Origin of the sequence: Salmonella sp. SSDFZ54 (assembly GCF_004010735.1) — a bacterium.
GTDB classification, from domain to species: domain Bacteria; phylum Pseudomonadota; class Gammaproteobacteria; order Enterobacterales; family Enterobacteriaceae; genus Salmonella; species Salmonella enterica.
This window is the reverse complement of record NZ_CP034819.1, coordinates 3,160,641-3,186,028: the sequence shown is the minus strand read 5'-3', so window position 1 is coordinate 3,186,028 and position 25,388 is coordinate 3,160,641. Positions and strand designations below refer to the sequence as shown.

The 25,388-nt window shown below is 54.2% G+C and carries 22 protein-coding genes; 6 read left to right on the top strand and 16 right to left on the bottom strand.

Annotated elements, in window-relative coordinates; genetic code table 11:
- Positions 1–203: 203 nt before the first annotated feature.
- The 8 genes from yajD to queA form a co-directional block, all read right to left on the bottom strand.
- Entirely contained in the window at positions 204–551 is a 348-nt protein-coding gene (gene yajD, locus EOS97_RS15705) for an HNH nuclease YajD (protein ID WP_000974818.1), read from the bottom strand.
- Positions 552–719: 168 nt separating this feature from the next.
- Positions 720–1,412 (bottom strand): YafY family protein, encoded by a 693-nt coding sequence (locus tag EOS97_RS15700; RefSeq protein WP_000198318.1) that lies wholly within the window; start codon positions 1,410–1,412, stop codon positions 720–722.
- Between the two features lie 25 nt (positions 1,413–1,437).
- The gene (locus EOS97_RS15695) at positions 1,438–1,803 is read right to left on the bottom strand and encodes a VOC family protein (RefSeq protein ID WP_000793038.1); all 366 of its coding nucleotides are present in this window, start codon (positions 1,801–1,803) and stop codon (positions 1,438–1,440) included.
- Between the two features lie 144 nt (positions 1,804–1,947).
- Positions 1,948–2,919 carry a protein translocase subunit SecF gene (gene secF, locus EOS97_RS15690; RefSeq protein WP_000046629.1) on the bottom strand — a complete coding sequence of 324 codons (972 nt, stop codon included), beginning with the start codon at positions 2,917–2,919 and terminating at the stop codon, positions 1,948–1,950.
- 10 nt (positions 2,920–2,929) lie between these two features.
- Positions 2,930–4,777, bottom strand: a complete 1,848-nt coding sequence (secD, locus tag EOS97_RS15685; RefSeq protein ID WP_000934811.1) for a protein translocase subunit SecD — start codon at positions 4,775–4,777, stop codon at positions 2,930–2,932.
- A gap of 27 nt (positions 4,778–4,804) precedes the next feature.
- Complete coding sequence (yajC, locus tag EOS97_RS15680) at positions 4,805–5,137, bottom strand: preprotein translocase subunit YajC (protein ID WP_000007628.1); 333 nt, start codon at positions 5,135–5,137, stop codon at positions 4,805–4,807.
- Between the two features lie 22 nt (positions 5,138–5,159).
- Positions 5,160–6,287 carry a tRNA guanosine(34) transglycosylase Tgt gene (gene tgt, locus EOS97_RS15675; RefSeq protein ID WP_000667305.1) on the bottom strand — a complete coding sequence of 376 codons (1,128 nt, stop codon included), beginning with the start codon at positions 6,285–6,287 and terminating at the stop codon, positions 5,160–5,162.
- A 196-nt stretch (positions 6,288–6,483) separates the two neighbouring features.
- Positions 6,484–7,548 carry a tRNA preQ1(34) S-adenosylmethionine ribosyltransferase-isomerase QueA gene (gene queA, locus EOS97_RS15670; protein WP_001266530.1) on the bottom strand — a complete coding sequence of 355 codons (1,065 nt, stop codon included), beginning with the start codon at positions 7,546–7,548 and terminating at the stop codon, positions 6,484–6,486.
- 93 nt (positions 7,549–7,641) lie between these two features.
- Between queA and acpH the strand changes: the two genes are divergently transcribed.
- Positions 7,642–8,223: an ACP phosphodiesterase gene (gene acpH, locus EOS97_RS15665; protein WP_001009858.1), complete on the top strand. Its 582-nt coding sequence runs from the start codon at positions 7,642–7,644 to the stop codon at positions 8,221–8,223.
- Positions 8,224–8,432: 209 nt separating this feature from the next.
- A complete protein-coding gene (locus tag EOS97_RS15660; RefSeq protein WP_000244731.1) occupies positions 8,433–9,035 on the top strand; it encodes a peroxiredoxin in 603 nt (200 codons plus the stop codon).
- A gap of 71 nt (positions 9,036–9,106) precedes the next feature.
- On the opposite strand, the gene malZ is transcribed toward EOS97_RS15660, so the two are convergent.
- From malZ to phoB, 5 genes are all read right to left on the bottom strand, one after another.
- Positions 9,107–10,924 carry a maltodextrin glucosidase gene (gene malZ / locus EOS97_RS15655; protein WP_000930722.1) on the bottom strand — a complete coding sequence of 606 codons (1,818 nt, stop codon included), beginning with the start codon at positions 10,922–10,924 and terminating at the stop codon, positions 9,107–9,109.
- A gap of 161 nt (positions 10,925–11,085) precedes the next feature.
- The gene (gene proY, locus EOS97_RS15650; protein ID WP_001555879.1) at positions 11,086–12,456 is read right to left on the bottom strand and encodes a proline-specific permease ProY; all 1,371 of its coding nucleotides are present in this window, start codon (positions 12,454–12,456) and stop codon (positions 11,086–11,088) included.
- A 74-nt stretch (positions 12,457–12,530) separates the two neighbouring features.
- The gene (gene brnQ / locus EOS97_RS15645) at positions 12,531–13,850 is read right to left on the bottom strand and encodes a branched-chain amino acid transporter carrier protein BrnQ (RefSeq protein ID WP_127836171.1); all 1,320 of its coding nucleotides are present in this window, start codon (positions 13,848–13,850) and stop codon (positions 12,531–12,533) included.
- Positions 13,851–14,258: 408 nt separating this feature from the next.
- Positions 14,259–15,554 (bottom strand): phosphate regulon sensor histidine kinase PhoR, encoded by a 1,296-nt coding sequence (phoR, locus tag EOS97_RS15640; RefSeq protein WP_000893641.1) that lies wholly within the window; start codon positions 15,552–15,554, stop codon positions 14,259–14,261.
- A 69-nt stretch (positions 15,555–15,623) separates the two neighbouring features.
- Positions 15,624–16,313: a phosphate response regulator transcription factor PhoB gene (phoB, locus tag EOS97_RS15635; protein ID WP_000113921.1), complete on the bottom strand. Its 690-nt coding sequence runs from the start codon at positions 16,311–16,313 to the stop codon at positions 15,624–15,626.
- A gap of 214 nt (positions 16,314–16,527) precedes the next feature.
- Here phoB and sbcD point away from each other — a divergent pair, with 214 nt between their 5' ends.
- The 3 genes from sbcD (at position 16,528) to araJ (ending at position 22,212) form a co-directional block, all read left to right on the top strand.
- Positions 16,528–17,730: an exonuclease subunit SbcD gene (sbcD, locus tag EOS97_RS15630; RefSeq protein ID WP_001221268.1), complete on the top strand. Its 1,203-nt coding sequence runs from the start codon at positions 16,528–16,530 to the stop codon at positions 17,728–17,730.
- Positions 17,727–20,867: an exonuclease subunit SbcC gene (gene sbcC, locus EOS97_RS15625; protein ID WP_001805043.1), complete on the top strand. Its 3,141-nt coding sequence runs from the start codon at positions 17,727–17,729 to the stop codon at positions 20,865–20,867. The genes sbcD and sbcC overlap by 4 nt, the downstream gene beginning before the upstream one ends.
- Before the next feature lie 172 nt (positions 20,868–21,039).
- Positions 21,040–22,212, top strand: coding sequence for an MFS transporter AraJ (gene araJ / locus EOS97_RS15620; protein WP_000755624.1), 1,173 nt, complete (start codon positions 21,040–21,042; stop codon positions 22,210–22,212).
- Between the two features lie 21 nt (positions 22,213–22,233).
- On the opposite strand, the gene mak is transcribed toward araJ, so the two are convergent.
- The gene (gene mak / locus EOS97_RS15615; protein WP_001219270.1) at positions 22,234–23,142 is read right to left on the bottom strand and encodes a fructokinase; all 909 of its coding nucleotides are present in this window, start codon (positions 23,140–23,142) and stop codon (positions 22,234–22,236) included.
- Between the two features lie 125 nt (positions 23,143–23,267).
- Between mak and rdgC the strand changes: the two genes are divergently transcribed.
- The gene (gene rdgC, locus EOS97_RS15610; protein WP_000964302.1) at positions 23,268–24,179 is read left to right on the top strand and encodes a recombination-associated protein RdgC; all 912 of its coding nucleotides are present in this window, start codon (positions 23,268–23,270) and stop codon (positions 24,177–24,179) included.
- Positions 24,180–24,221: 42 nt separating this feature from the next.
- On the opposite strand, the gene ppnP is transcribed toward rdgC, so the two are convergent.
- Positions 24,222–24,506: a pyrimidine/purine nucleoside phosphorylase gene (ppnP, locus tag EOS97_RS15605; RefSeq protein ID WP_000941953.1), complete on the bottom strand. Its 285-nt coding sequence runs from the start codon at positions 24,504–24,506 to the stop codon at positions 24,222–24,224.
- A gap of 70 nt (positions 24,507–24,576) precedes the next feature.
- Positions 24,577–25,254 (bottom strand): AroM family protein, encoded by a 678-nt coding sequence (locus EOS97_RS15600; protein WP_001276437.1) that lies wholly within the window; start codon positions 25,252–25,254, stop codon positions 24,577–24,579.
- Positions 25,255–25,388 lie beyond the last annotated feature (134 nt).

Here is a 25,388-nt window from a genome sequence, read left to right as displayed (position 1 = left end):
TCCCAACCTTGCGATCGGGATTCCAGTGACAATGTATGCGTTACAGGACGTTTGGGGGCTGACGACAAACTCCGGGGCTGAAAAAATGTCGGATTGCATCCGACCTACGAAAACCAATAATTCATTTATATTGCGGATTCCGTTGTGTGGAGCGAAGCGTAACCTAACATTCAACAGCACCAACAGCTTTGTCAGCAGTCTGCTTATTTCTTTTTGTTCATCATCGCTTTCAGATCGGCAAACGGGTTATAAGTCGCCTCGCCGACATCTTTTTGCGCATCTTCCCCGGCAATGACCGTCGAACCGTACTGATCGGCTTCGGTATATTTGGAATGCTCGTGATCGTGGCAGTAGAGGCACAATAGCTCCCAGTTGCTGCCGTCTTCCGGGTTATTGGTGTGGTCATGATCGATATGATGCACCGTCAGCTCACGCAGATTTGAATACACAAACTCACGGGAACAGCGTCCGCACACCCACGGAAACAGCTTCAGCGCTTTTTCACGATAGCCGCTTTCCAGGCGCGCGTAGTTTTTGGGGATGATAGCCATAATTAACAGGTACCTGAATAATACAAAGAGTTATGCGCAGTTTCCCGCGAAGCCGGGCTTTTAGCAATGATTCTGTGCAACTTATATATCCAGGTAAGGAAGGCTATTTCAGGCAAACTGATGACCAATCAACCCGTTTTACAAGCGTTGGAGTATCGCTATCACATCTTACGGCATTTTTTCGTGCTCAACTTTACGCAAAAAATCACGCAAAGAACGGTCGATTGTTTCACGAAATCGCCGGTTAAGCGGAGTAATTTGTAAACAGCGATCGAGGCGAAAACACCGATAGTCTTCCCGTCTCTCACACCAGGCAACCAGTAGCCAGTGTTCTCCCCAGAAAAACAATCCCAGCGGTTGTATATCCCGCGAAGATAGATGCCCCGCTTCATCACGATAATGTAGCGCCAACACCTGCTGCGCCGAAACGGCCTGATGGATAAGATCAAACGCGCTGCGCGAATGTGGAGATGTACCCAAATCCGGAGCGTAAATCCGTGTCTGCTCCGCTTTACGACGGCTCTCTTCCGGTAAAATAGCCAACACTTTTTCCTGGGCGGATTCAAGCTCGCGCGATAGCGAATCGCCGCCCCAGGTTTTCAATAACCGTATAGCCACCATCAGTGCTTCCGATTCACGATGGGTAAGCATCAAGGGCGGCAGATCAAAACCCGCCATTAAACGGTATCCGCTCCCCGCTTCACCTTCGACAGGCACACCGGATAACGACAGATCGCGAATATCGCGATAAATTGTCCGTTCAGAAACCGCAAGCCGCTGTGCCAACAGCGCTGCCGTCGTCAGTCGTCTACCCCGCAAAATTTGCACGATCTGAAACAAACGGTCAGCGCGTCTGGTCATATTGACTCTCTACATTTAGCAAATATCACGCAGGTTGATGTAAACCTATTCGGTTACCTTCGCTGTCAATAAACAACGCGATGGTTCCAATGTCATCTCCGGGAACCATGGGTTCCAGAACACACTTACCACCAGCAAGGACGACACGTTCAATCGAGGCTAACAAATCGGCGGTATGCAGATAAATAACGACTCCCTGCGCAACTGGAGCGACATCATCCTGCTTTATCAGCGCTCCGCCGGGTCCGGGTTCAGCATACGGGAATACGGCCAGATCCACCCCATCCATGGTTTCCCGACGTAACGATATCTGCATCACTTGCTCATAAAAGGCGATTGCACGCGCCATATCAGTAACTGGAATTTCAAACCAGTTAATCAAGTTTTTCATACATCCTCCTGCGTGTGTGGGTTAATTCATGAGGAGTGTATGACAGGGCTCCTGACAGCATACTGTCAGTAATGTTTATCGTCATGGTACATAAAAAAAATCCCGATCGCATGACCGGGATTCAGATAACACTTAAATACGTGTTTACGGCAGAATGGACGGCTGATCCGCCCCTTCTTTTTCGACTTTCTGCTGCAGCATATGCTCGCGCTTCATGCCGAGTTTCAGCGCCAGCGCCGATGCGACATAGATAGAAGATGCCGTACCAATAGAGACACCGATCAGCATCGTCAGCGAGAAGCCTTCCAGTACCGGACCGCCGAAGAGGTACAGCATCAGAATTACCACTAACGTCGTACCGGAGGTAATCAACGTACGGTGTAGCGTCTGGGTCAGCGACACGTTAAAGATTTCGTAAGGCGTCCCGCGACGGATTTTGCGGAAGTTTTCACGAATACGGTCGGAGACCACGATACTGTCGTTCAGCGAGTAACCGATCACCGACATCAACGATGCCACAATGGTCAGGTCAATCTCGATATGGAAAAGCGACAGTATCCCCAGCGTAATGATCACGTCGTGCGCCAGCGCGATGACCACCCCTGCCGCCAGTCGCCACTCAAAGCGGAAACCGACATAAACGAGGATAGAGATCAACGCCACCAGCAGCGCCATAGCGCCGGTTTGCGCCAGATCGGCGCCCACGCTTGGCCCCACGAATTCAATACGCTTCACGGCCGCGTTCTGGTTGGTGGCTTCATTAATGATCGTCACCACTTTGCTACCCAGTACCTGACCGCCGGTTTCACCTTCGGTTGGCGGCATACGCACCATAATGTCGTGACTGCTGCCAAAGTTCTGCAACTGCGGCTCTTCATAGCCCGCTTTTTGCAGCGCTTCGCGCATCACGTCCATTTCAGCCGGTTTTTCCAGCGTGATTTCAATTACCGTACCACCGGTGAAATCCAGCCCCCAGTTAAACCCGCGTACGCCCATAATGACAATGGCCGCGATCAGCAACAGCCCGGAGATGCCGAATGCCCAGAAGTCCCAGCGCATAAAGTCATAGACTTTACGGCCGTGGTTTAGTTGTTCAACAGTGTATTCCTGTGCCACATCGCACTCCTCAGATTGACAGCTTAGTGACGCGCTTGCCGCCATATAGCAGGTTTACGATAGCACGCGTACCGATAATCGCGGTAAACATCGACGTCGCCACACCGATACCGGTCGTAATCGCGAACCCTTTAATTGCCCCGGTACCGACAGCATACAGAATGATGACTTTAATCAGCGTCGTGATGTTCGCATCGAAGATGGAACTGAACGCGCCGGCATAGCCTTCGTTTATCGCCTGCTGTACCGTGCGGCCATTACTCAACTCTTCTTTGATACGTTCGTTAATCAGAACGTTGGCGTCGACCGCCACCGCAAGGGTTAACACGATACCCGCAATCCCCGGCATACTGAGCGTTGCCCCCGGCAACAGCGACATGATACCGACAATCAACACCAGGTTAGCCACTAACGCGCTGGTCGCAATCAGACCAAACTTCTTATAGAAGAAGATCATGAACAGGATGGAGACCACCAGACCGGCCAGACAGGCTTCCAGGCCCTGCTTGATGTTCTGCATACCCAGAGTCGGGCCAATGGTGCGCTCTTCAACGATCTGAATCGGCGCAATCAGGGCGCCCGCACGCAGCAGCAACGAGAGCTGACGCGCTTCGTTCGGGTTGCTGATACCGGTAATACGGAAGCTGTTACCCAGCCGGGACTGGATGTTGGCAATGTTAATCACCTCTTCCTGTTTCACCAGTACGGCGCGACCGTTAGCGTCTTTCTTACCGCTGTCTTTATACTCCACAAACAGGGTCGCCATCGGTTTGCCGATATTGTCCTTAGTGAAGTTAGACATGATATTGCCGCCTGCGCTATCCAGCGAGATGTTAACCTGCGGTTGGTTATATTCATCCTGGCTGGACGTCGAGTCGGTGATATGGTCGCCGGTGAGGATCACGCGTTTGTACAATACCACCGGCTGACCTTCGCGGGTCTGTTTCACTTCGGAATCACCCGGTACGCGCCCGGCAGCAGCGGCGGCCTGGTCAACGTTGGTATTCACCAGACGGAATTCCAGCGTCGCGGTCGCGCCGAGAATTTCTTTCGCGCGAGCGGTATCCTGGATACCCGGCAGCTCAACCACAATACGGTCTGCGCCCTGACGCTGTACGACAGGCTCCGCGACGCCCAGTTGGTTAACACGGTTACGCAGAATATTAATGTTCTGCTGAACGGCGTATTCACGCGCTTCGCTCAGGCGCGCATCGGTCATTACCGCGCGAAGTTGATTGCCGCTCTGGCTGGAAATCACCAGGTCACGATGACGCGGCGTCAGATAGGCGATCGCCTCATCACGCGCTTTGCTGTCACGGAACGTGATGCTCAGCCCATAATTATTTTCTTTACGAACGGTGGTATAAGGAATGCCTTTTTCACGCAGATCGCTGCGCAGACTATCGATATTTTGTTCCTGGAGTTTACCTAACGCGGTATCCATATCCACTTCCATCAGGAAGTGAACGCCGCCGCGCAGATCAAGACCGAGCTTCATCGGATCGGCGTGAATAGCCGCCAACCAGCGCGGCGTAGCCGGCGCAAGGTTAAGCGCCACGACATATTTATCCCCCAGCACGCTCATCAGCGCTTCACGGGCGCGTAGCTGGGTATCGGTGGTGTCGAAGCGCGCAAGAATAGCGCCCTCTTCCAGTGCCACAGACTTAGCGGGAATTTTTTCTTCTTGTAACGTTTTCTGGACCTGGATCAGCGTTTGCTCACTGGCGGCGACGCCGCGCACGCCAGTGATTTGAACAGCCGGATCCTCACCATACAGGTTGGGAAGTGCGTAAAGCAGGCCGACGATAATCACGACGACCAGCATGATGTACTTCCACAAAGGATAACGGTTTAACACGGCAGTTCCCTTTGGGAAAACGAAATATTACAGCGCCTTCATGGTGCCTTTCGGCAGAACGGCAGCTACGAAGTCACGTTTGATAACCACTTCCGTGGTGTCATTCAGCGCGATGGCAATGTAGCCGGCTTCCGCTACTTTGGTCACTCGACCGACCAGACCGCCATTCGTCAGAACTTCATCACCTTTCGCAATGGAGTCCATCAGCTTTTTGTGCTCTTTGGTGCGCTTCTGCTGCGGGCGCAGGATCATGAAATAGAAAATCAGACCAAACACCACCAGCATTAAAATCAGAGACATCGGGCTGCCCTGCGCTGGAGCACCTGTTGCCGCTACCGCATCAGAAATAAAAAAGCTCATTCAAATTCCCTCATTATTAAAATTAATCAACGTTCAAAGGTGGAACGGGTCGCCCCTGACGTTGGTAAAACTCGGTTACGAAGCTCTCTAATTTACCCTCTTCAATAGCCTTGCGTAAACCCGCCATCAAACGCTGGTAGTAACGCAAGTTATGAATGGTATTGAGACGCGCACCTAATATTTCGTTGCAACGGTCGAGATGATGCAAGTAAGCGCGTGAATAATTGCGACAGGTGTAGCAATCGCACTCGGCGTCAAGCGGGCTGGTGTCGCTTTTATGCTTTGCATTACGAATCTTCACCACGCCGTCGGTCACAAACAGATGACCATTACGGGCATTTCGCGTTGGCATGACACAGTCAAACATATCAATACCGCGACGCACCCCTTCCACCAGATCTTCCGGTTTACCCACGCCCATCAGGTAACGCGGTTTGTCAGCCGGGATCTGCGGGCAAACGTGCTCCAGAATGCGGTGCATATCTGCTTTCGGCTCACCGACAGCCAAACCGCCGACAGCGTAGCCATCAAAGCCAATCTCTACCAGACCTTTCACCGAGATATCGCGTAAATCTTCGTAAACGCTGCCCTGAATGATGCCAAAAAGCGCATTCTTATTGCCAAGGCTATCAAAACGGTCGCGGCTACGCTTCGCCCAACGCAACGACATCTCCATCGAGCGTTTAGCATAGTCCCAGTCTGCCGGGTACGGCGTACATTCATCAAAGATCATCACGATATCGGAACCGAGATCGTACTGGATCTCCATCGACTTTTCCGGATCGAGGAAAATCGGATCGCCGTTGATCGGGTTACGGAAGTGCACGCCTTGCTCGGTAATCTTACGAATATCGCCGAGGCTGAAGACCTGGAAGCCGCCGGAATCGGTGAGAATCGGCCCTTTCCACTGCATAAAATCGTGCAGATCGCCATGCAGCTTCATGATTTCCTGACCCGGGCGCAGCCACAGGTGGAAAGTGTTGCCGAGAATAATCTGCGCGCCGGTCGCTTCCACTTCTTCCGGCGTCATGCCTTTTACCGTACCGTAAGTACCCACAGGCATAAAAGCAGGCGTTTCCACTACGCCACGATCAAACACCAGACGACCGCGACGCGCGCGACCATCGGTGGTATCTAACTCAAATTTCATTATCACTCCTGCGTCAGAAAAACAGTCCGACGTTTAACGACTCGCTACGGAATGATTCCATAGCTAATAAATTCCCGAAGGCGTCATCGGCGCAGCCAGTTTGGGGTCGACCAGCGCACAGCCACCGGAGCGTACACGCAGTACGTGAGGATGGCGAGCACTGCCCGGCGTCAAAATGGCAAGTGAGATAGCCTTCTTACGGACGCTCAGAAATAGCCTGCGGATTGTACGTGATAAACATCGCGTCCCCGTAGCTAAAAAAGCGATATTTTTGTTCTACCGCAGTCTTATAGGCATTCATGGTGTGTTGATAACCGGCAAATGCGGAAACCAGCATAATCAACGTCGATTCCGGCAGATGGAAGTTGGTGATCAGCGCATCAATCACTTTGTATTGATAACCTGGATAAATAAAGATTTGCGTATCGCCGAAGAACGGCTCTATCAAATCGCTTTTTGCCGCCTGCGCCGCGCTTTCCAGTGAGCGTACCGAGGTGGTGCCGACGGCGATAACCCGGTTGCCGCGCGCTTTCGCCGCCAGCACCGCGTCGACCACCTCTTGCGGCACCTCAGCATATTCGGAGTGCATGATGTGATCTTCAATGGTATCGACACGCACCGGCTGGAAAGTGCCCGCGCCTACGTGTAGCGTAACAAACGCCATTTCGACACCTTTCTCACGAAGCGCCGCCAGCAGCGGCTCATCAAAGTGCAGCCCGGCGGTCGGCGCGGCGACGGCGCCCGGTTTTTCACTGTAAACCGTCTGATACAGTTCGCGGTCGGCGTCCTCGTCCGGACGGTCGATATACGGCGGCAACGGCATATGGCCGATGGCGTTGAGAATATCCAGCACCGGACGCGGGTCATTAAACTCAACTTCAAACAGAGCGCCGTGACGCGCGGTCATGGTCGCGTGGATACTTTCGTCGTCGCCCAGTAGCAGTTCCGTGCCCGGTTTTGGCGCTTTAGAAGCGCGAATATGCGCCAGGATGCGTTTATCATCGAGCATACGTTCGACCAGCACTTCTATCTTGCCGCCGCTGGCTTTACGGCCAAAGAGCCGCGCCGGGATCACGCGGGTATTATTGAAGACCAGCAAATCGCCAGGGTTGAGCTTATCGAGCAGATCGGTGAAAGTACCGTGCGTCAGCGCGCCCGTCGGCCCCTCTAATGACAGCAAACGGCAGCGACTGCGTTCCGGCTGTGGGTAGTGGGCAATCAGGGATTCGGGTAGTTCAAAGGAAAAATCGGTAACGCGCATGACTCTGACTCAGACTAAAATAAGAGGCGGGTAGTCTAGTGCCGGGGCGTTCCCGCTGCAACCGTTACCCGCTTTTTGGACAGAGAATCAATAATGAATTTTCTTGCTCACCTGCATCTGGCGCACCTTGCCGACAGCTCGCTTTCCGGTAATCTGCTGGCCGATTTTGTCCGCGGTAACCCGGCAACGCATTATCCTCCTGACGTGGTAGAGGGTATTTATATGCATCGGCGTATTGACGTCATGACCGACAACCTGCCGGAAGTTCGTGAGGCGCGAGAGTGGTTCCGCCATGAAACGCGGCGCGTGGCGCCCATTACGCTGGACGTCATGTGGGATCATTTTTTATCGCGCCACTGGACGCAAATCTCTCCCGATTTTCCACTTCAGGCGTTTGTCGGCTACGCCCATGCGCAGGTCGCGACGATTCTGCCCGACTCCCCGCCGCGCTTTGTCAACCTGAATGATTATCTTTGGTCAGAAAAATGGTTAGAGCGGTATCGCGATATGGATTTCATTCAAAACGTGCTGAATGGCATGGCGAATCGCCGTCCCCGGCTGGATGCCTTGCGTGATTCCTGGTACGATCTGGACGCGCACTACGACGCGTTAGAAGAGCGCTTCTGGCATTTTTATCCGCGTATGATGGCACAGGCCGCCCGCAAAGCGCTGTGACGGCCTGATAGCGAGGGCGTGCGTCAGATCCGCCGTTGGCAGAAAGATCGTTCGCTGTCATAAAGGGGTCATCATTACGATTTATAATGACCCGATCGATAGGCAAAAGCTGTCTCATTGATTGTCAAGACCGCATTGTTTTGTCGCTTCGCCCTCCCTATACTGCCCGCGTTGCGTTCTAAAACCCTTAATATTGCAGGAGAATTATTATGGTACTGGTTACTCGTCAGGCCCCGGATTTCACCGCTGCGGCGGTACTGGGTAGCGGTGAGATTGTTGATAAATTCAACTTCAAACAGCACACCAATGGTAAAACGACCGTTCTGTTCTTCTGGCCGATGGACTTCACTTTTGTTTGCCCGTCTGAGCTGATCGCCTTTGATAAACGTTATGAAGAATTCCAGAAGCGCGGCGTTGAAGTAGTCGGCGTTTCTTTCGACTCTGAGTTTGTCCACAACGCATGGCGTAACACCCCTGTCGATAAAGGCGGCATTGGCCCGGTGAAATACGCAATGGTCGCCGACGTGAAGCGTGAAATTCAGAAAGCTTACGGTATCGAACATCCGGACGAAGGCGTTGCGCTGCGCGGCTCTTTCCTGATTGATGCTAACGGTATTGTTCGCCACCAGGTCGTAAACGATCTGCCGCTGGGTCGTAATATCGACGAAATGCTGCGTATGGTCGACGCGCTGCAGTTCCACGAAGAGCACGGTGATGTCTGCCCGGCGCAGTGGGAAAAAGGCAAAGAAGGCATGAACGCCTCTCCGGACGGCGTGGCTAAATACCTGGCTGAGAACATTTCCAGCCTGTAAGTCAGTGCATTGATAAAAGGCTCGCGAATGCGAGCCTTTTTTATGCGTGCGGTGTTACGAACCACCTCGCCTCAACGATTCATCCATACGGTCGCGGAAATCGCGGGTAAACTAAGTCTTCCCTCGCGGATGTTACCGCTTCCCGTTTTACATTGCCATCCGGCCACGTTCAGCAACGGTAACGCTTCCAGCGCCACTTCACAGGCCTCGCCCCGGTTAATCGCCACCAGCGCCCGCTGCTGCTGATAAACTCGCACGAATACCACTACGTCACCTTCGGCATACAGCGCCTGGCATCCGCCACGACGCAGCGCCAGACTGCGCTGGCGCAGTTTCGCCATGCGCTGGTACAGCGCCAGCAAGTTGCCGTCCTGCTTGCGTTCATCCCACGGGAATGGTTTGCGGCACATGGGGTCATTTGCGCCGTCCACGCCGACTTCATCGCCGTAATAAATACATGGCACGCCGGGCCAGGTAAACAACCAGACCACCGCCAGCGGCAGGCGCGCCGCGTCTTTACCCAGCAGGGTTTTAAAGCGCGCAGTATCATGGCTGTCGAGTTGATTAAACATGCGTAGTTGTTGCTGATGTGACAGCCCGGCGCGGTAGTTATCCATCCACGCGATACAGGTCCGGGCATCAATATGCTGTGGTTCGTAAGCGATATCAGTATTGGCGAGAAATCCCCACAGCGGGAAGGTGAAGCCGCGATAATTCATGGCGGCATCTTCCGCATCGGCCTGTAGCCACTGCCGCGCATCGCCGAAATGCTCCCCCACAATATAGGCTTCGGGCTGCGCTTCTTTTGCCGCCCGGGTAATGCCGGCGACGTGCTGCAAATTATGACGCGCCCCGCCCGCCTCGCCCAGCATATGTACGACATCCAGCCGCCAGCCGTCCATATTCCACGGAGCCTTTAGCCAGTGACGAACGATACTGTCCTCACCGCGATAGATCTCATCCACCAGCGTTTCTGATTGATAATCGAGTTTCGGCAGGCTCGGATAACCCAGCCAGTCCAGCGCCACGCCTTGTGGTGAAAAGGAGTACCAGTCGCGCCACGGCGAGTCCGGGTGATGGCACGCGCCGCCAGTGCTGCGGTTATGCCTGTCAAACCACGCATGCGAGTCGCCGCTATGGTTAAACACGCCATCCAGCACCAGCCTCATGCCCTGCGCCTGGGTTTCACGCCGCAGGCGTAGCAGCGCCCGATCGCCGCCAAATTGCGGATCGACATGACGATAATCTTCCGTGTCGTACTTATGGACGCTCGGCGCGGTAAATACCGGATTCAGATATAGCGCTGTGACGCCCAGTTTTTTCAGATACGGCAGCTTCTCACAAATGCCATTCAGACAGCCGCCGTAAAAGGTGGAACCGCCCGCCAGGGGGGTTAAAGGATCGTCCCAGTCGCGCAGCACAATCTCCTGACCTGCGGCATGATGGTAATACACCCGGTCCTGATCGGCTTCACGCGTCGCGCTGCGGGCAAAACGATCCGGGAAGATCTGATAAAAAATTTGATCGGCGACCCACTGCGGGCCGCTATCCGGCACATCAACCGCAAATTGTTCCAGACGCGCAGGCGGAAAACGGCTAAATCCCTGTGGCGTAAACCAAAGCTGGCGGTCGTGCCAAAGCAATTTAAAGCTGTAACGGCGACGGGGCTGCCCTAACGCGATATTGAGCGTCGCCCGCCACGCCGTCACGCCCGGCTGCGGCTGGCGGCGCTGTTTGCGCATCGCCAGTGAGATTTCTTCATTATCGAATTCTGAGCGCAACGTCACGCGAGACGGCGGATTTTCTCCGCTCAGCCACAGCGTAATGGTTAATTTATCGTTATGTTGCTTCACAAATGGGGCAACCGGTAAGTGCCAGGCATTCAACATCTCGTATCCCCTCTACTGAAAATGGGGCCACCTTGCCATAGAGATTTAAAGGATAACTCATCATCCAGGGGTTTATTAGGGGAGGAGGCTCCAGGAGGAGAAGCGGCTCCGCTTATCCGGTCTACCGTTGCCTGCAGACCGGATAAGGCAGAGAAAAACGACTACGCCTGCGCCAATTGACGGTCGCGACGGCGTTTAAATATCCAGCCAATCAACAGCAGAACTATCCAGGCGAAGCCCACATACAGTGAGATGCGGGTATCCGGATGGTAGCCGATAAGCGCAATAATGAAGACCAGGAAAATCAGACCCGCTATCGTCGTGACGACACCGCCCGGCACCTTAAATTTCAGCGCTTTTACCTCTTCCGGCGGTAAACGACGACGGAAGGCGATTTGCGACAGCAGGATCATAATCCATACCCATACCGTCGCAAACGTCGCCAGCGAAGCAATCACCAGGAAGACGTTTTCCGGCATGATGTAGTTCAGGTAAACCGCAAACAGCAGCGCAATCGTCATCACCAGCACAGTAACCCACGGAATACCACGGCGTGACGTTTTGGCAAAGACTTTCGGCGCGCTCCCCTGCTCCGCCATACCATGCAGCATACGGCCTACGCCAAACACATCAGAATTGATAGCGGAAAGCGAGGCGGTCAATACCACAAAGTTCAGAATGCTGGCGGCAAAGGTAATCCCCATATGCTGGAACGTCAGCACAAATGGACTGCCGTTTGTGCCGACCTGATTCCACGGATAGATAGACATAATGACGAACAGCGTGCCGACATAAAATACCAGGATACGCATCGGTACTGAGTTAATAGCGCGCGGAATGGATTTCTCCGGGTCTTTCGCTTCCCCGGCGGTGATACCGATAATCTCAATCCCGCCGTAAGCGAACATCACCATTTGCAGCGACATGATCATTCCCAGCCAGCCATTGCTGAAGAAGCCGCCGTTGCTCCACAGGTTATGAATGCCGGTCGGCTGCCCGCCGTTGCCAATTCCCCACACAATGATGCCGATACCCGCGACAATCATGATAATAATGGTGGCGACTTTGAAGAAGGAGAACCAAAACTCCAGCTCGCCGAACACCTTGACGCTCATCAGGTTGATGGCGCAAATGATCAGCACCACGCTAAGTACCCAAATCCAGTGCGGCACGGCGGGGAACCAGACTCCCATGTAAATGCCGAACGCGGTCACGTCGGCAATGGCGACGATCAGGATCTCAAAACAGTAGGTCCAGCCGGTAATGTAGCCCGCAAGCGGGCCGAGGTTTTCCTGCGCATAGCGCGAAAATGAGCTGGCGGCAGGGTTGTGAACGGACATTTCCCCCAATGCGCGCATAATGATATATGCCGCGACCCCGCCAATAATATAGGCCAACAGCACGCTCGGCCCCGCCATTTTGATGGCGTCCGCCGAGCCGTAAAACAGGCCGGTGCCGATTGCCGAACCTAATGCCATAAAGCGAATGTGCCGGGTGCTCAGCCCACGCTTTAGCTTATTATTGCTTTCCATCAATTTCTGACCTATCAACACAATAAAAAACCACGGGGCGTTAAGCCCCGTGGTGTACACATATGTCAGCGATTTTAGTGAGCGCTGGAGGTCACCTGCCGACCCGCCGCGCGATCCCAGATAATCGCCAGGATCACCATCACCACCGTTGGCATCAACCACGCCAGTCCCTGTTCCGCCAGCGGTAAACGCTGACTCCAGGCTGGCAGCGTATCGCCAAAGGCAGATGCTTTGATGCCGTCAAGGATACCAAAAAGCAGACTGATAAACATGGCCGGCGCGATGATGCGGGTGGAATTATGCCACCATGAGCGGGTAAAACTTAATACAACCAGTGCGATACACGGCGGATAGATAGCCGTCAGCACCGGAATGGAGATTTGAATCAGATGGCTCAGTCCAAGGTTTGACACCACCATAGAGAAGCCGCCGAGAATAAAGACCAGCGTGCGGTAAGACAGTGGAATATACTGCGCGAAAAACTCAGCGCAGGCGCAGGTCAGCCCCACCGCCGTCACCAGACACGCGATAAAGATCAGCGCCGCCAGCAGGAAGCTTCCCGCGCCGCCAAAGGTATGCTGAACGTAGGCATGAAGAATCGCCGCGCCGTTCGCTGACTGATCGACCAGCGTCGCGCTATCAGAACCTAAGCGGAACAAGGCAAGGTAAAGCAGCGTCAGCCCCACGCCCGCCATCAGGCCGGCCCAGACCGTGTAACGCGTCAACAGGCGCGCTTCGGTCACGCCGCGAGAACGCGCCGCGTTCACAATAACGATACCAAACACCATCGCGCCCAGCGTATCCATCGTCAGATAGCCGTTCACAAATCCGTTAGAAAAGGCCGCATTCTGATAAGCGTCCAGGGCGTTGCTGATTGGACCGGCAGGCCAAACGATAGCCGCGACGGAAAGGATGACCAGCGCAATAATTTTCAACGGCGCCAGGAAATTCCCCACCGTATCCAGCAGCTTACCCGGATAGAGGGAAACCAGAATAACGATAGCGAAATAGACCACGCTGTAAATCAGCAACGGCATTGCAGAATCGCCGGTCAACGGAGCAATACCGACCTCAAACGACACCGTCGCGGTACGCGGCGTCGCAAATAACGGCCCGACGGCCAGATAGCAAACGGTCGCCAGCAGGAGTCCCGCCACTTTGCCAATCGGCGTACTGAGGCTGTCTACGCCGCCGCCGACTTTCGCCAGCGCCACAACAGTAAGAACCGGTAGCCCTACGGCGGTAATCAGAAAACCAATAGCGGCTGTCCAGACGTGTTCACCCGCCTGCAAACCGACCATAGGAGGAAAGATAATATTGCCTGCGCCAACGAACAGCGCAAATGTCATAAAGCCCAGGGCGATGATATCGCGCGATTTTAACTGATGGGTCATAAAGTCTTACTGCCTGTGGATGGTGATGTTGTAAACATTAAAATTTTTGCCTTTCCCGGAGGATTATAAAGCGGCGTTTTTTATCAATTTCAGCGGGAAAAGCTCCCGGACCGATGCGGCGAAGAATTGTTTTTCGATTTACCGCGCAAATGCAGTCGTAATGACAGCACCTGAAGCGCAATTTAAACGCTTATAACGTTTTAAAGCAAGGTGGGATCTAAAAACCAGATGAATATAGCGATATGAAATTTACAACCAGAATAAAACACCATTCTCATGAAAAAGTTATGGCTAATCATGCGAACAAAAAATCACCAAACGTTGAATGTTTCAACGAGCCCGTCTTAACTGCAAAGAAAATAAGCCAGCATCCGCTGGCTTATGGAAAGTTATACTTACGAAAGGCAATTAATCGCTATTTTTGGCAATTAAACGTTCCGGCAGCACAAAGCTAAATCGCATTCCTTTGCCAGGCGAACTGTCGATTTCAAGGCGGCTTTCATGGTGATTCAACGCATGTTTCACAATCGCCAATCCCAGGCCGCTGCCGCCCGTTTGCCGCGAACGCGCTTTATCGACGCGGTAGAAGCGTTCGGTCAGACGAGGAATATGCTCGGCAGCAATCCCCGGACCGTTATCTTGAATGCAAAATTCAGCGCCATGCGCGGCACGTCGCCAGCTCACCGTAATATGCGTTCCCGCCGGCGTATGGTTTACCGCGTTATACACCAGGTTTGAGATCGCGCTACGTAGCTGCTCTTCATTGCCCAGAACGCTAAGACTATCGTCGACCTCAAACGTAAAGGTATGTTTCTGCTGGCTGAGCGTCTGCGCTTCACGCTCCACGACCCGCAGCATCATCGGTACATCCACTTTTTCATTTAATAACAGCGCCGGGGCCGCCTCAATTTTAGACAGCGTAAGCAGTTGTTTTACCAGCCCTTCCATACGATACGTTTGCTCGCGCATCGTATGCAGCGCTTTCTCTCGCGTCGCCCCTTCCAGCGCCTGTTCCTGCATCATTTCCAGATAGCCTTGCAATACCGTCAAGGGCGTACGCAATTCATGGCTAACGTTGGCGAAAAAGTTACGTCTGGCGCCTTCAAGCTGATGCATTTGCGTCACATCGCGCGCCACCATCAGGAGTTGTTTATCGGTATAAGGCATGACGCGGATCTCCAGATGCCGCCCGGTATTGAGCACCAAATGAAGCGGACGGGTGAAATCACGCGTTTTTAAATACTGGGTAAACTCCGGATAACGCAGTAGATTGAGAATATTCTGCCCGTTGTCATCCGGCCAGCGTAGCCCCAGTATCTGTTGCGCCAAACCGTTACACCAAAAAATGCCGCCCTCTTCTGTGGTCAGTACCACGGCATCAGGCAGCGACTCCGCGCCGCTGCGAAAACGTTTAATCAAGTTCCCCAGTTCGCGACGACGCTTCTTATTTCGCAACTGCATCTGGTGTAAACCGTATAACAGCGGTTCCCAACTTCCCCGTCCCGGCGGCGGCGTCATACTTCTGTCGACCCAAAGCCACCAGGAAAGACGTAATAAATTCCAGAAATGCCAGACAAGCAGTCCCGTCACCGCCGCCAGTAAAAACCACGGCAGATAACCAAAAAAAGCGCTAAGGATAAGCGCGGGGATGCAACAGAGCACCAGCTCCAGCACCAGCCTTTTCCATGACAGCCGTTCCAGCACGCGTCATACTCCCTCAAGAATGGAAAGCCTTCTCCGCCAGAAACCTGTGTTCTACTGGCGGAAAAGGCATTAAAAGCGGGTCGAAAAACGATACCCTGTCCCGCGTACCGTTTGCACCATCCGGTCGTGGCCGCTGTGCTCCAGCGCCTTACGCAAACGGCGAATATGCACGTCGACCGTCCGGTCTTCAACGTACACATTGGTGCCCCAGACATGATTGAGTAGCTGCTCGCGACTGTAAACCCGTTCCGGGTGCGTCATAAAGAAATGGAGTAATTTAAATTCGGTCGGCCCCATATCCAGCGGGCTGTCGCCGGTCATCACGCGGTGAGAGCCAGGATCAAGGCTCAGTCCCTGCATCTCGATCACCTCTTCGACCGCCATCGGCGAGATACGCCGCATAACGGCTTTAATGCGCGCCACCAACTCCTTGGGGGAAAACGGCTTGGTAATGTAATCGTCAGCGCCGGTTTCCAGCCCGCGCACACGATCTTCTTCCTCACCTCTCGCGGTCAGCATAACCACAGGAATATCCCGGGTCATGGCTTCACGTTTGAGATGTTTAATAAACTGTAACCCTGACCCGCCGGGCAACATCCAGTCAAGAAGGATGAGATCCGGCCAGGGTTCATTAAGTTTATTCACCGCACTGTCATAATCTTCGGCTTCTACGGGCTGAAAGCCATTTTGTTCGAGCACGAAGCACACCATTTCACGGATCGGCGCCTCATCTTCTACGACCAGAATACGTCTCGCCATAATTTGCCCTGTTAGTCGTTAGTTATCAATGCCGCGCCATTATGCGTCAGATTTATGACAGATTTATGAAAAAAAAAGGCAGCATTGATAGCATGTTGATGATTTATGACACCGGTGAAACCGTGCATTACCGTGTACCGGCGGTAAATTGCGCCCAAAAATGGAAGGGATGACGTGTATAATCCCGTTCACGCTTTTTTTGCATGGAACAATTATGCGCATCCTCCACACCTCTGACTGGCATCTGGGACAAAATTTCTACAGTAAAAGCCGCGCCGCGGAGCATCAGGCTTTTCTGGACTGGCTGCTGGAGACCGCGCAGACCCATCAGGTGGATGCCATTATTGTCGCTGGCGATATTTTTGATACCGGTTCGCCGCCAAGCTATGCCCGAGAACTTTATAACCGTTTCGTCGTTAATTTACAGCAAACGGGCTGTCATCTGGTGGTGCTGGCCGGTAATCATGATTCCGTCGCCACGCTAAACGAATCGCGCGACATTCTGGCGTTTCTCAATACAACCGTGATCGCCAGCGCGGGCTATGCGCCGCGGCTACTTCATCGTCGCGACGGTTCTCCGGGCGCCGTACTGTGCCCCATTCCCTTTTTGCGCCCGCGCGACATTATTACCAGTCAGGCGGGGTTATCCGGCAGCGAGAAACAGCAGCAACTTCTTCATGCGATTGCCGATTATTATCAACAGCAGCATCAGGAAGCGTGCCAGCTACGCGGCGAACGAAAGCTGCCGGTTATCGCGACGGGACATTTAACCACCGTCGGCGCCAGCAAAAGCGATGCGGTTCGCGACATTTATATCGGTACGCTGGATGCCTTTCCGGCGCAGCATTTCCCCCCCGCGGATTATATCGCATTGGGACACATTCACCGCGCGCAATGTGTCGGCGGCACAGAGCATATCCGCTATTGCGGCTCGCCCATCGCCCTCAGCTTTGATGAGTGCGGCAAAAGCAAATGCGTGCATCTGGTGACCTTCGAGCAGGGAAAATGGCAAAGTACCGAAAGTCTGGCTGTCCCCGTGACTCAACCGTTGGCGGTTTTAAAAGGCGACCTGGCGTCAATTACCGAACAGCTTGAGCAGTGGCGCGGCGTTGAGCAATCGCCCCCCGTCTGGCTGGATATTGAAATCACCACCGATGATTATCTGCACGATATCCAACGCAGAATACAGACATTAACGGAGTCACTCCCCGTAGAGGTATTACTGGTGCGCCGTAGCCGCGAACAGCGTGAGCGCTCGCTGGCGAACGAGCGGCGGGAAACATTAAGCGAGCTTAGCGTGGAAGAGGTTTTTGCGCGGCGTCTGGCGCTGGAAGCGTTAGATACCCCGCAGCGCGAGCGCCTGAATCAGCTCTTTTCCAGCACGCTCTACGCGTTGAATGAGGAGCACGAGGCATGAAAATTCTCAGTTTGCGTCTGAAAAACCTGAACTCGCTGAAAGGAGAATGGAAGGTCGACTTTACCGCCGAACCGTTTGCCAGTAACGGGTTATTCGCTATTACCGGCCCGACCGGCGCGGGAAAAACCACCTTGCTTGACGCCATCTGCCTGGCGCTGTACCACGAAACGCCGCGCCTGAATACGGTATCGCAATCGCAAAACGATTTGATGACGCGCGATACAGCGGAATGTCTGGCCGAAGTGGAGTTCGAGGTAAAAGGCGAAGCCTGGCGCGCGTTCTGGAGCCAGAACCGAGCCCGAAATCAGCCTGACGGCAATCTCCAGGCCCCACGCGTGGAGCTGGCGCGGTGTTCAGACGGAAAGATCTTTGCCGATAAGGTAAAGGATAAACTGGAGATGATCGCCACGTTGACCGGGCTGGACTACGGGCGCTTCACCCGTTCGATGTTGTTATCACAGGGGCAGTTCGCCGCCTTTCTTAACGCCAAAGCGAAAGAGCGCGCAGAGCTTCTGGAGGAGCTCACCGGCACTGAGATTTACGGGCAGATCTCCGCACAGGTATTTGAAAAACATAAATCAGCCCGTCTCGAACTGGAAAAGTTACAAGCGCAGGCCAGCGGCGTCGCCCTATTGGCGGACGAACAGTTACAGCAACTGGAAGCCAGTTTGCAGGCGCTTACTGACGAAGAGAAACGCCTGCTGGCCGACCAGCAGGGACAGCAGCAGCACCTTCACTGGCTGACCCGAAAAAACGAGCTCCACACTGAATTACACGCCCGACAGCAGGCGCTGTACGCGGCGCAAGAGGCGCGAGAAAAAGCGCAGCCGCAGCTCGCGGCGCTGACTCTGGCGCAACCCGCTCGCCAGTTGCGCCCGCATTGGGAGCGCATTCAGGAACAAACCCGCGCCGTTGAGCGTGTTCGCCAGCACAGTGATGAAGTGAATGCTCGCTTACAAAGCGTGTATCGCCTGCGCCAGCGTATCCGCGCCTGCGCGCATCGACAATTCACGCAACTGAACGCCACAGAGCAGCGGTTGAAGACATGGCTGGCGGAACACGACGGCATCCGCGTCTGGCGCAGCGAACTGGCGGGGTGGCGAGCATTATTAACACAACAATCCCACGATCGGGCGCAACTGAGCCAATGGCAACAGCAGTTGCTGAGCGATACGCGTCAGCGTGATGCGCTACCGCCGCTCACGCTCGACCTCACGCCACAGGCGCTGGCGGAAGCCAGAGCATTGCATACCCGGCAGCGTCCGCTACGCCATCGTCTCGCCGCGCTTCAGGGGCAAATTCTCCCGAAACAAAAGCGTCAGGCGCAGCTACAGGCAGCTATCGCGCGTCATCATCAGGAGCAGGCGCAATACACCCAACGTCTGGCGGATAAGCGTTTGAGTTATAAGACTAAAGCGCAGGAGCTTGCGGACGTTCGCACTATTTGCGAGCAGGAGGCGCGCATCAAAGATCTGGAAAGCCAGCGGGCGCACTTACAGTCCGGCCAGCCGTGTCCGCTTTGCGGCTCGACGACGCACCCCGCCATCGCCGCCTATCAGGCGCTGGAACTGAGCGCGAATCAAACCCGCCGCGACGCGCTGGAAAAAGAGGTCAAAACGCTGGCGGAAGAAGGCGCGGCGCTGCGAGGACAGTTAGATGCCTTAACGCAACAATTACAGCGGGATGAAAGCGAGGCGCAGTCGTTGTTGCAGGAGGAGCAAGCGCTTACTGAGGAATGGCAAACGCTGTGCGCTACGCTGGGCGTTCAGCTCCAGCCGCAAGAAGACCTCGCGGGCTGGCTGACCGCCGCGGAAGAGCATGAGCAACAGTTGGATCAGCTCAGCCATCGTCATGCTCTACAAACGCAAATCGCGGCGCATACTGAACAGGTAGCACGCTTTACCGCGCAGATTGCGCAGCGTCAGGCGTCGCTGACGGCTGATTTGGCGCAGTATACGCTTTCCCTTCCAGCGCCAGAAGACGAGGCTTCGTGGCTGAATGAGCGCGCCGACGAAGCGAAAATATGGCAACAGCGTCAGACCGAGTTCGCGGATTTGCAAACGCAGATCGACAGGCTTGCCCCGTTGCTGGAAACGCTACCGCAAACGGATACCGCGGATTCCGACGACGACGTGCCGCTGGATAACTGGCGGCAGGCGCATGATGAGTGCGTGTCATTACAAAGCCAGTTGCAAACCCTGCAGGAACAGACGACGCAGGAGCAGCAGCGCGCCGCCGAGGCGATAGCGCACTTTGATGCGGCGTTAAAAAATAGCCCGTTTGACAGCCAGGCAACGTTCCTGGCGGCGTTGCTGGATGAAGAGACGGTGACCCGTCTGGAAAAACAACAACAAACGCTGGAAAGTCAGCTACAACAAGCGAAGGCGTTAAGCGCGCAGTCCGCGCAGGCGCTGGCTGACCATCAGCAACAGCCGCCCGCCGGTCTGGACCCAACGTGTACGGCGGAGCAGCTCGCGCAGCGGCTGGCGCAGTTGGCGCAACAACTGCGTGAAAACACGACACGCCAGGGGGAAATCCGCCAGCAAATTAAACAGGATGCAGATAATCGGCAGCGCCAACGCGCGCTGATGGCGGAAATGAAGCAAGCCTCTCAGCAAGTGGAAGACTGGGGCTATCTCAATGCGCTGATCGGCTCTAAAGAAGGTGATAAGTTCCGCAAATTCGCCCAGGGACTGACGCTGGATAATCTGGTCTGGCTGGCGAATCATCAGCTCACCCGCCTGCATGGCCGTTATTTATTGCAGCGCAAAGCCAGCGACGCGCTGGAACTGGAGGTTGTCGATACCTGGCAGGCCGACGCCGTGCGCGATACGCGAACGTTATCAGGCGGCGAAAGTTTCCTGGTCAGCCTGGCGCTGGCGCTGGCGTTATCAGATTTGGTCAGCCATAAAACGCGCATTGATTCTTTGTTCCTCGACGAAGGCTTCGGCACGCTTGATAGCGAAACGCTGGACGCCGCGCTGGATGCGCTCGACGCGCTGAATGCCAGCGGGAAGACCATCGGTGTGATTAGCCATGTGGAAGCCATGAAAGAACGTATCCCCGTACAGATAAAAGTGAAAAAAATCAATGGGCTTGGTTATAGCAAACTGGACAAAGCGTTTGCTGTGGAGTAACGCGAGTGTCATCCTGCGCACAGCATACTGTCATGACATAGCATAATAATGAATACACAAAGACGGATAAGGAATGGTATTACCTCGCGCTTATCCGCAAGCTATACGTTGATTGGCTGTGACAATTCACAGCCACAGCGCGCAACATGCGCCTTTATTTTCGGCAGGTGGTATGAAAAAAGTTATTTTTTCTTTGGCGCTGGGTACGTTCGGACTGGGGATGGCCGAGTTTGGCATTATGGGCGTGCTGACGGAGCTGGCACGCGATGTCGGGATAACGATTCCCGCCGCCGGGCATATGATCTCGTTTTACGCCTTCGGCGTCGTGCTGGGCGCGCCTGTTATGGCGCTCTTTTCCAGCCGCTTTTCGCTTAAACATATACTGCTGTTTCTGGTCACGCTGTGCGTGATGGGCAATGCCATATTTACCTTTTCCTCGTCATATCTGATGCTCGCCGTCGGCAGACTGGTTTCCGGCTTTCCGCACGGCGCCTTTTTTGGCGTCGGCGCCATTGTCCTGTCAAAGATTATCCGCCCCGGGAAAGTCACCGCCGCCGTCGCGGGTATGGTTTCAGGGATGACGGTGGCGAATCTGCTGGGCATTCCGGTCGGCACTTACCTGAGCCAGGAATTTAGCTGGCGCTACACCTTTTTATTGATCGCGGTTTTCAACATCGCCGTGCTCACCGCGATTTTCTTCTGGGTGCCGGATATTCGCGACAAAGCCCAAGGCAGCCTGCGCGAGCAGTTCCACTTCTTGCGTAGCCCCGCGCCGTGGCTCATTTTCGCCGCCACGATGTTCGGCAATGCGGGCGTTTTTGCCTGGTTCAGCTATATCAAGCCATTTATGATGTACATCTCCGGTTTTTCGGAGACGAGCATGACGTTTATTATGATGCTGGTCGGGCTGGGGATGGTGTTAGGCAATCTGTTAAGCGGCAAACTCTCCGGCAGATATACTCCGCTGCGCATCGCGGTAGTGACTGACCTCGTTATCGTGCTCTCTCTCATGGCGCTCTTTTTCTTCAGCGGATACAAAACAGCATCGCTGACTTTCGCGTTTATCTGCTGCGCTGGTCTGTTTGCGCTCTCTGCGCCGCTGCAAATCCTGCTGCTGCAAAACGCCAAAGGCGGCGAACTGCTGGGCGCGGCGGGAGGGCAAATCGCCTTTAATCTCGGTAGCGCGATTGGCGCCTGGTGCGGCGGGCTGATGCTGACGCTAGGTTTTACCTACCACTACGTGGCGCTTCCCGCCGCCCTGCTCTCGTTTTCCGCCATGTCGTCGTTGCTGGTATACGGACGTCTAAAACACAAGCAGCCATCGGTCACGCCGGTTGCCGGATGACGCGCCATCCGGCTAACAACGTTACGCCAGCGGCCACAGCCAGGCCGCGCCGCGCACGCCGCTTGAATCGCCATGCCGCGCCTTACGTACCGGCGTCTCGCACTCGCCGCCAAAAACAAACGATTTCATCAGCGACGGAACCGTCTTGTACAGGCGCTCAACATTGCTCATACCGCCGCCCAGCACAATGACATCCGGATCCAGAATATTCACGACATGAGATAATGCTTTCGCCAGCCGTAGCTCATAACGGCTTAACGCCAGTTCCGCCACGGCGTCCTGCGCGTCGACCAGACGAATAATCTCATCGCCTTTTAGCGCTTTACCGCTCAAACGCTGGTAATCCGTGGCAAATCCCGTACCGGAAATAAAGGTTTCGATACAGCCTTGTTTACCGCAATAACAGGGAATTTCTTCGCGGTAACGCAACTCATCGTCATCCATCCACGGCAACGGATTGTGACCCCATTCACCTGCCGTACCGTTGCCGCCGATGTGCGCCCGGCCATTTAGCGCTACGCCCGCGCCGCACCCGGTACCGATAATCACCGCAAATACCGTTTGCGCCCCCGCCGCCGCGCCATCTACCGCCTCTGATACCGCCAGGCAATTGGCATCGTTGGCTAACCGCACTTCACGCTTCAGACGACGGCTCACATCGCTATCGAACGGCTGGCCGTTAAGCCACGTAGAATTAGCGTTTTTTACCACGCCGGTGTAAGGCGAGAGAGAACCGGGAATGCCAATGCCAACGCTACCGGTCTGGCCGGTCGCCTGTTCCGCCATGTCGACCAGCGTAGCGATGGTTTCTATCGTTTGCTGATAATCCTCCCGCGGCGTAGGCAGACGATGGCGAAACCGCTGCTCTCCTGCATCATCAAGCGCAATGACTTCCGTTTTTGTGCCGCCTAAATCGATACCAATACGCACATACCGCTCCTCATTTTTTGGGAATATCAACAGGGTAGAATTCACCGTTCTGATTGGCAATGCAAGCCTGCCGACAATTCGTTACTATACCGCCTGGATTTAACGACAAGGCCGTGGAAATTATCATGCTGTGGTTCAAAAATTTAATGGTTTACCGTCTTAGCCGCGATATTACATTACGCGCCGAAGAGATGGAGAAACAGCTCGCCTCAATGACGTTTACCCCATGCGGTAGCCAGGATATGGCCAAAATGGGCTGGGTTCCGCCGATGGGCTCTCACAGCGATGCGTTAACGCACACCGCCAATGGCCAAATTATTATTTGCGCGCGCAAAGAAGAGAAAATCCTGCCATCGCCAGTGATCAAACAGGCTCTGGAGGCGAAAATCCAGAAACTGGAAGCCGATCAGGGACGCAAGCTGAAGAAGACGGAAAAAGATTCCCTGAAGGATGAAGTGTTGCATTCGTTGCTGCCGCGCGCGTTTAGCCGCTTCAGTCAGACAATGATGTGGATTGATACCGTTAACGGCCTGATTATGGTTGACTGCGCCAGCGCGAAAAAAGCGGAGGATATTTTAGCGCTACTGCGTAAAAGTCTTGGCTCGCTGCCGGTCGTCCCGCTGGCGCTGGAAAATCCGATTGAGCTGACGCTCACAGAGTGGGTGCGCTCCGGTACGGTCGCTCAGGGTTTCCAGTTGCTGGACGAAGCCGAATTGAAAGCGATGCTGGAAGATGGCGGCGTGATCCGCGCGAAAAAGCAGGATCTGGTCAGCGACGAGATCGCCGTTCATATTGAAGCGGGTAAAGTGGTCACGAAGCTGGCGCTCGACTGGCAGCAGCGTATTCAATTCGTCATGTGCGACGACGGCTCCATTAAGCGTCTGAAATTCTGCGATGAGCTGCGCGATCAGAACGAAGATATCGACCGGGAAGATTTTGCCCAACGTTTTGACGCGGACTTTATCCTGATGACCGGCGAACTGGCGGCGCTGATTCAAAGCCTGGTGGAAGGATTAGGCGGCGAAGCGCAGCGCTAACCAGAGGGTCCCTCTCCGCCGGAGAGGGGACTCACCGTTCCGTTACAAATAGCGGCACAGATACGAGGTGGGCTCAGCAACCTGGAGATGAAACTCGCTGTGGCCAGGCACGTTAAACACCTCACCGGCTGTATACACTTTCCATTCGACAGTTCCCGGCAACAGTACCTTCAACGCGCCGCTCACAACCGTCATCTCTTCGGGTTCGGCGGTGCCAAAGGTATACTCCCCTTCCGCCATCACACCAACGCTGGCCCGGCCGGTGCTACTGCTGGTAAATCCAATAGACTTCACTTTCCCGGAAAAGTATTCATTGCTTTGTAGCATAATCAGGCCCCGTCTCATTATTAAATTAACACCCAATATAGAGTCCTGACGTTCGGCCTGTCACGTAAAATTAGACAAGCAGTTCTGAAGCTAACCGCGCAATCAAAACGTTAGAGAGTAAAACCGGCACATCCAGCGCCTGCTGTAAAATATCCCGATGACGCTGATGAAAACCCAGACAATCCAGCATAATGACGTCCGCGCCTTGATCCAGTAGCGCCTGCCCGGCATCAATTAACTGTTGCTCAGAACCGTGAACCGGATTCGCCAGCGAATACACCGGCGGCATTTGCAATACCTGCCATTTTTTCTCCTGGGCCGCCAGAAGTTCTGCAACAGGCACAATCACGCCAACCTGATGTCCATCCACAATAGAGGCGACAAGCGGTGGAATAATACGCAGCGGTTCAAGCAAAATAGAATTACGGGCTGCCATACTTTTAATCGCCGCGGTGCTCATCAGTATAATGACATCATAACCCTGGTTATCCAGCACCTCGACAACGCTCTGTAAATCTCGCTCCACTTTCTGACGGGAAACATGGGCTATCTGGTTATCATTCAGCAACGTCAAAAGCGGATCGTCGCCAGGCTCTACAGCGTAATCCGCCATAACATCTTCCCGGCTCATTTTTCCCAGCAGGCTATGATGGGTGATGTGTTGTTCGTCGATGTATTCCGTCAGAAGCGGTAACACTTCGCTCATTGGCACAACGCCGATTGTGAGGATTGCCAACGACGCACTCATTTTTATTCCACCTTATTACTTCGTCGTAATTCCCGGGCAAATATTCACACGCTCACCGCGCTACCTGCCCTACAAATCTCAGAAAGCGTAGCAGCAGATGAGCAACGTATTGTGTAAAGATTCCAAATAACTCC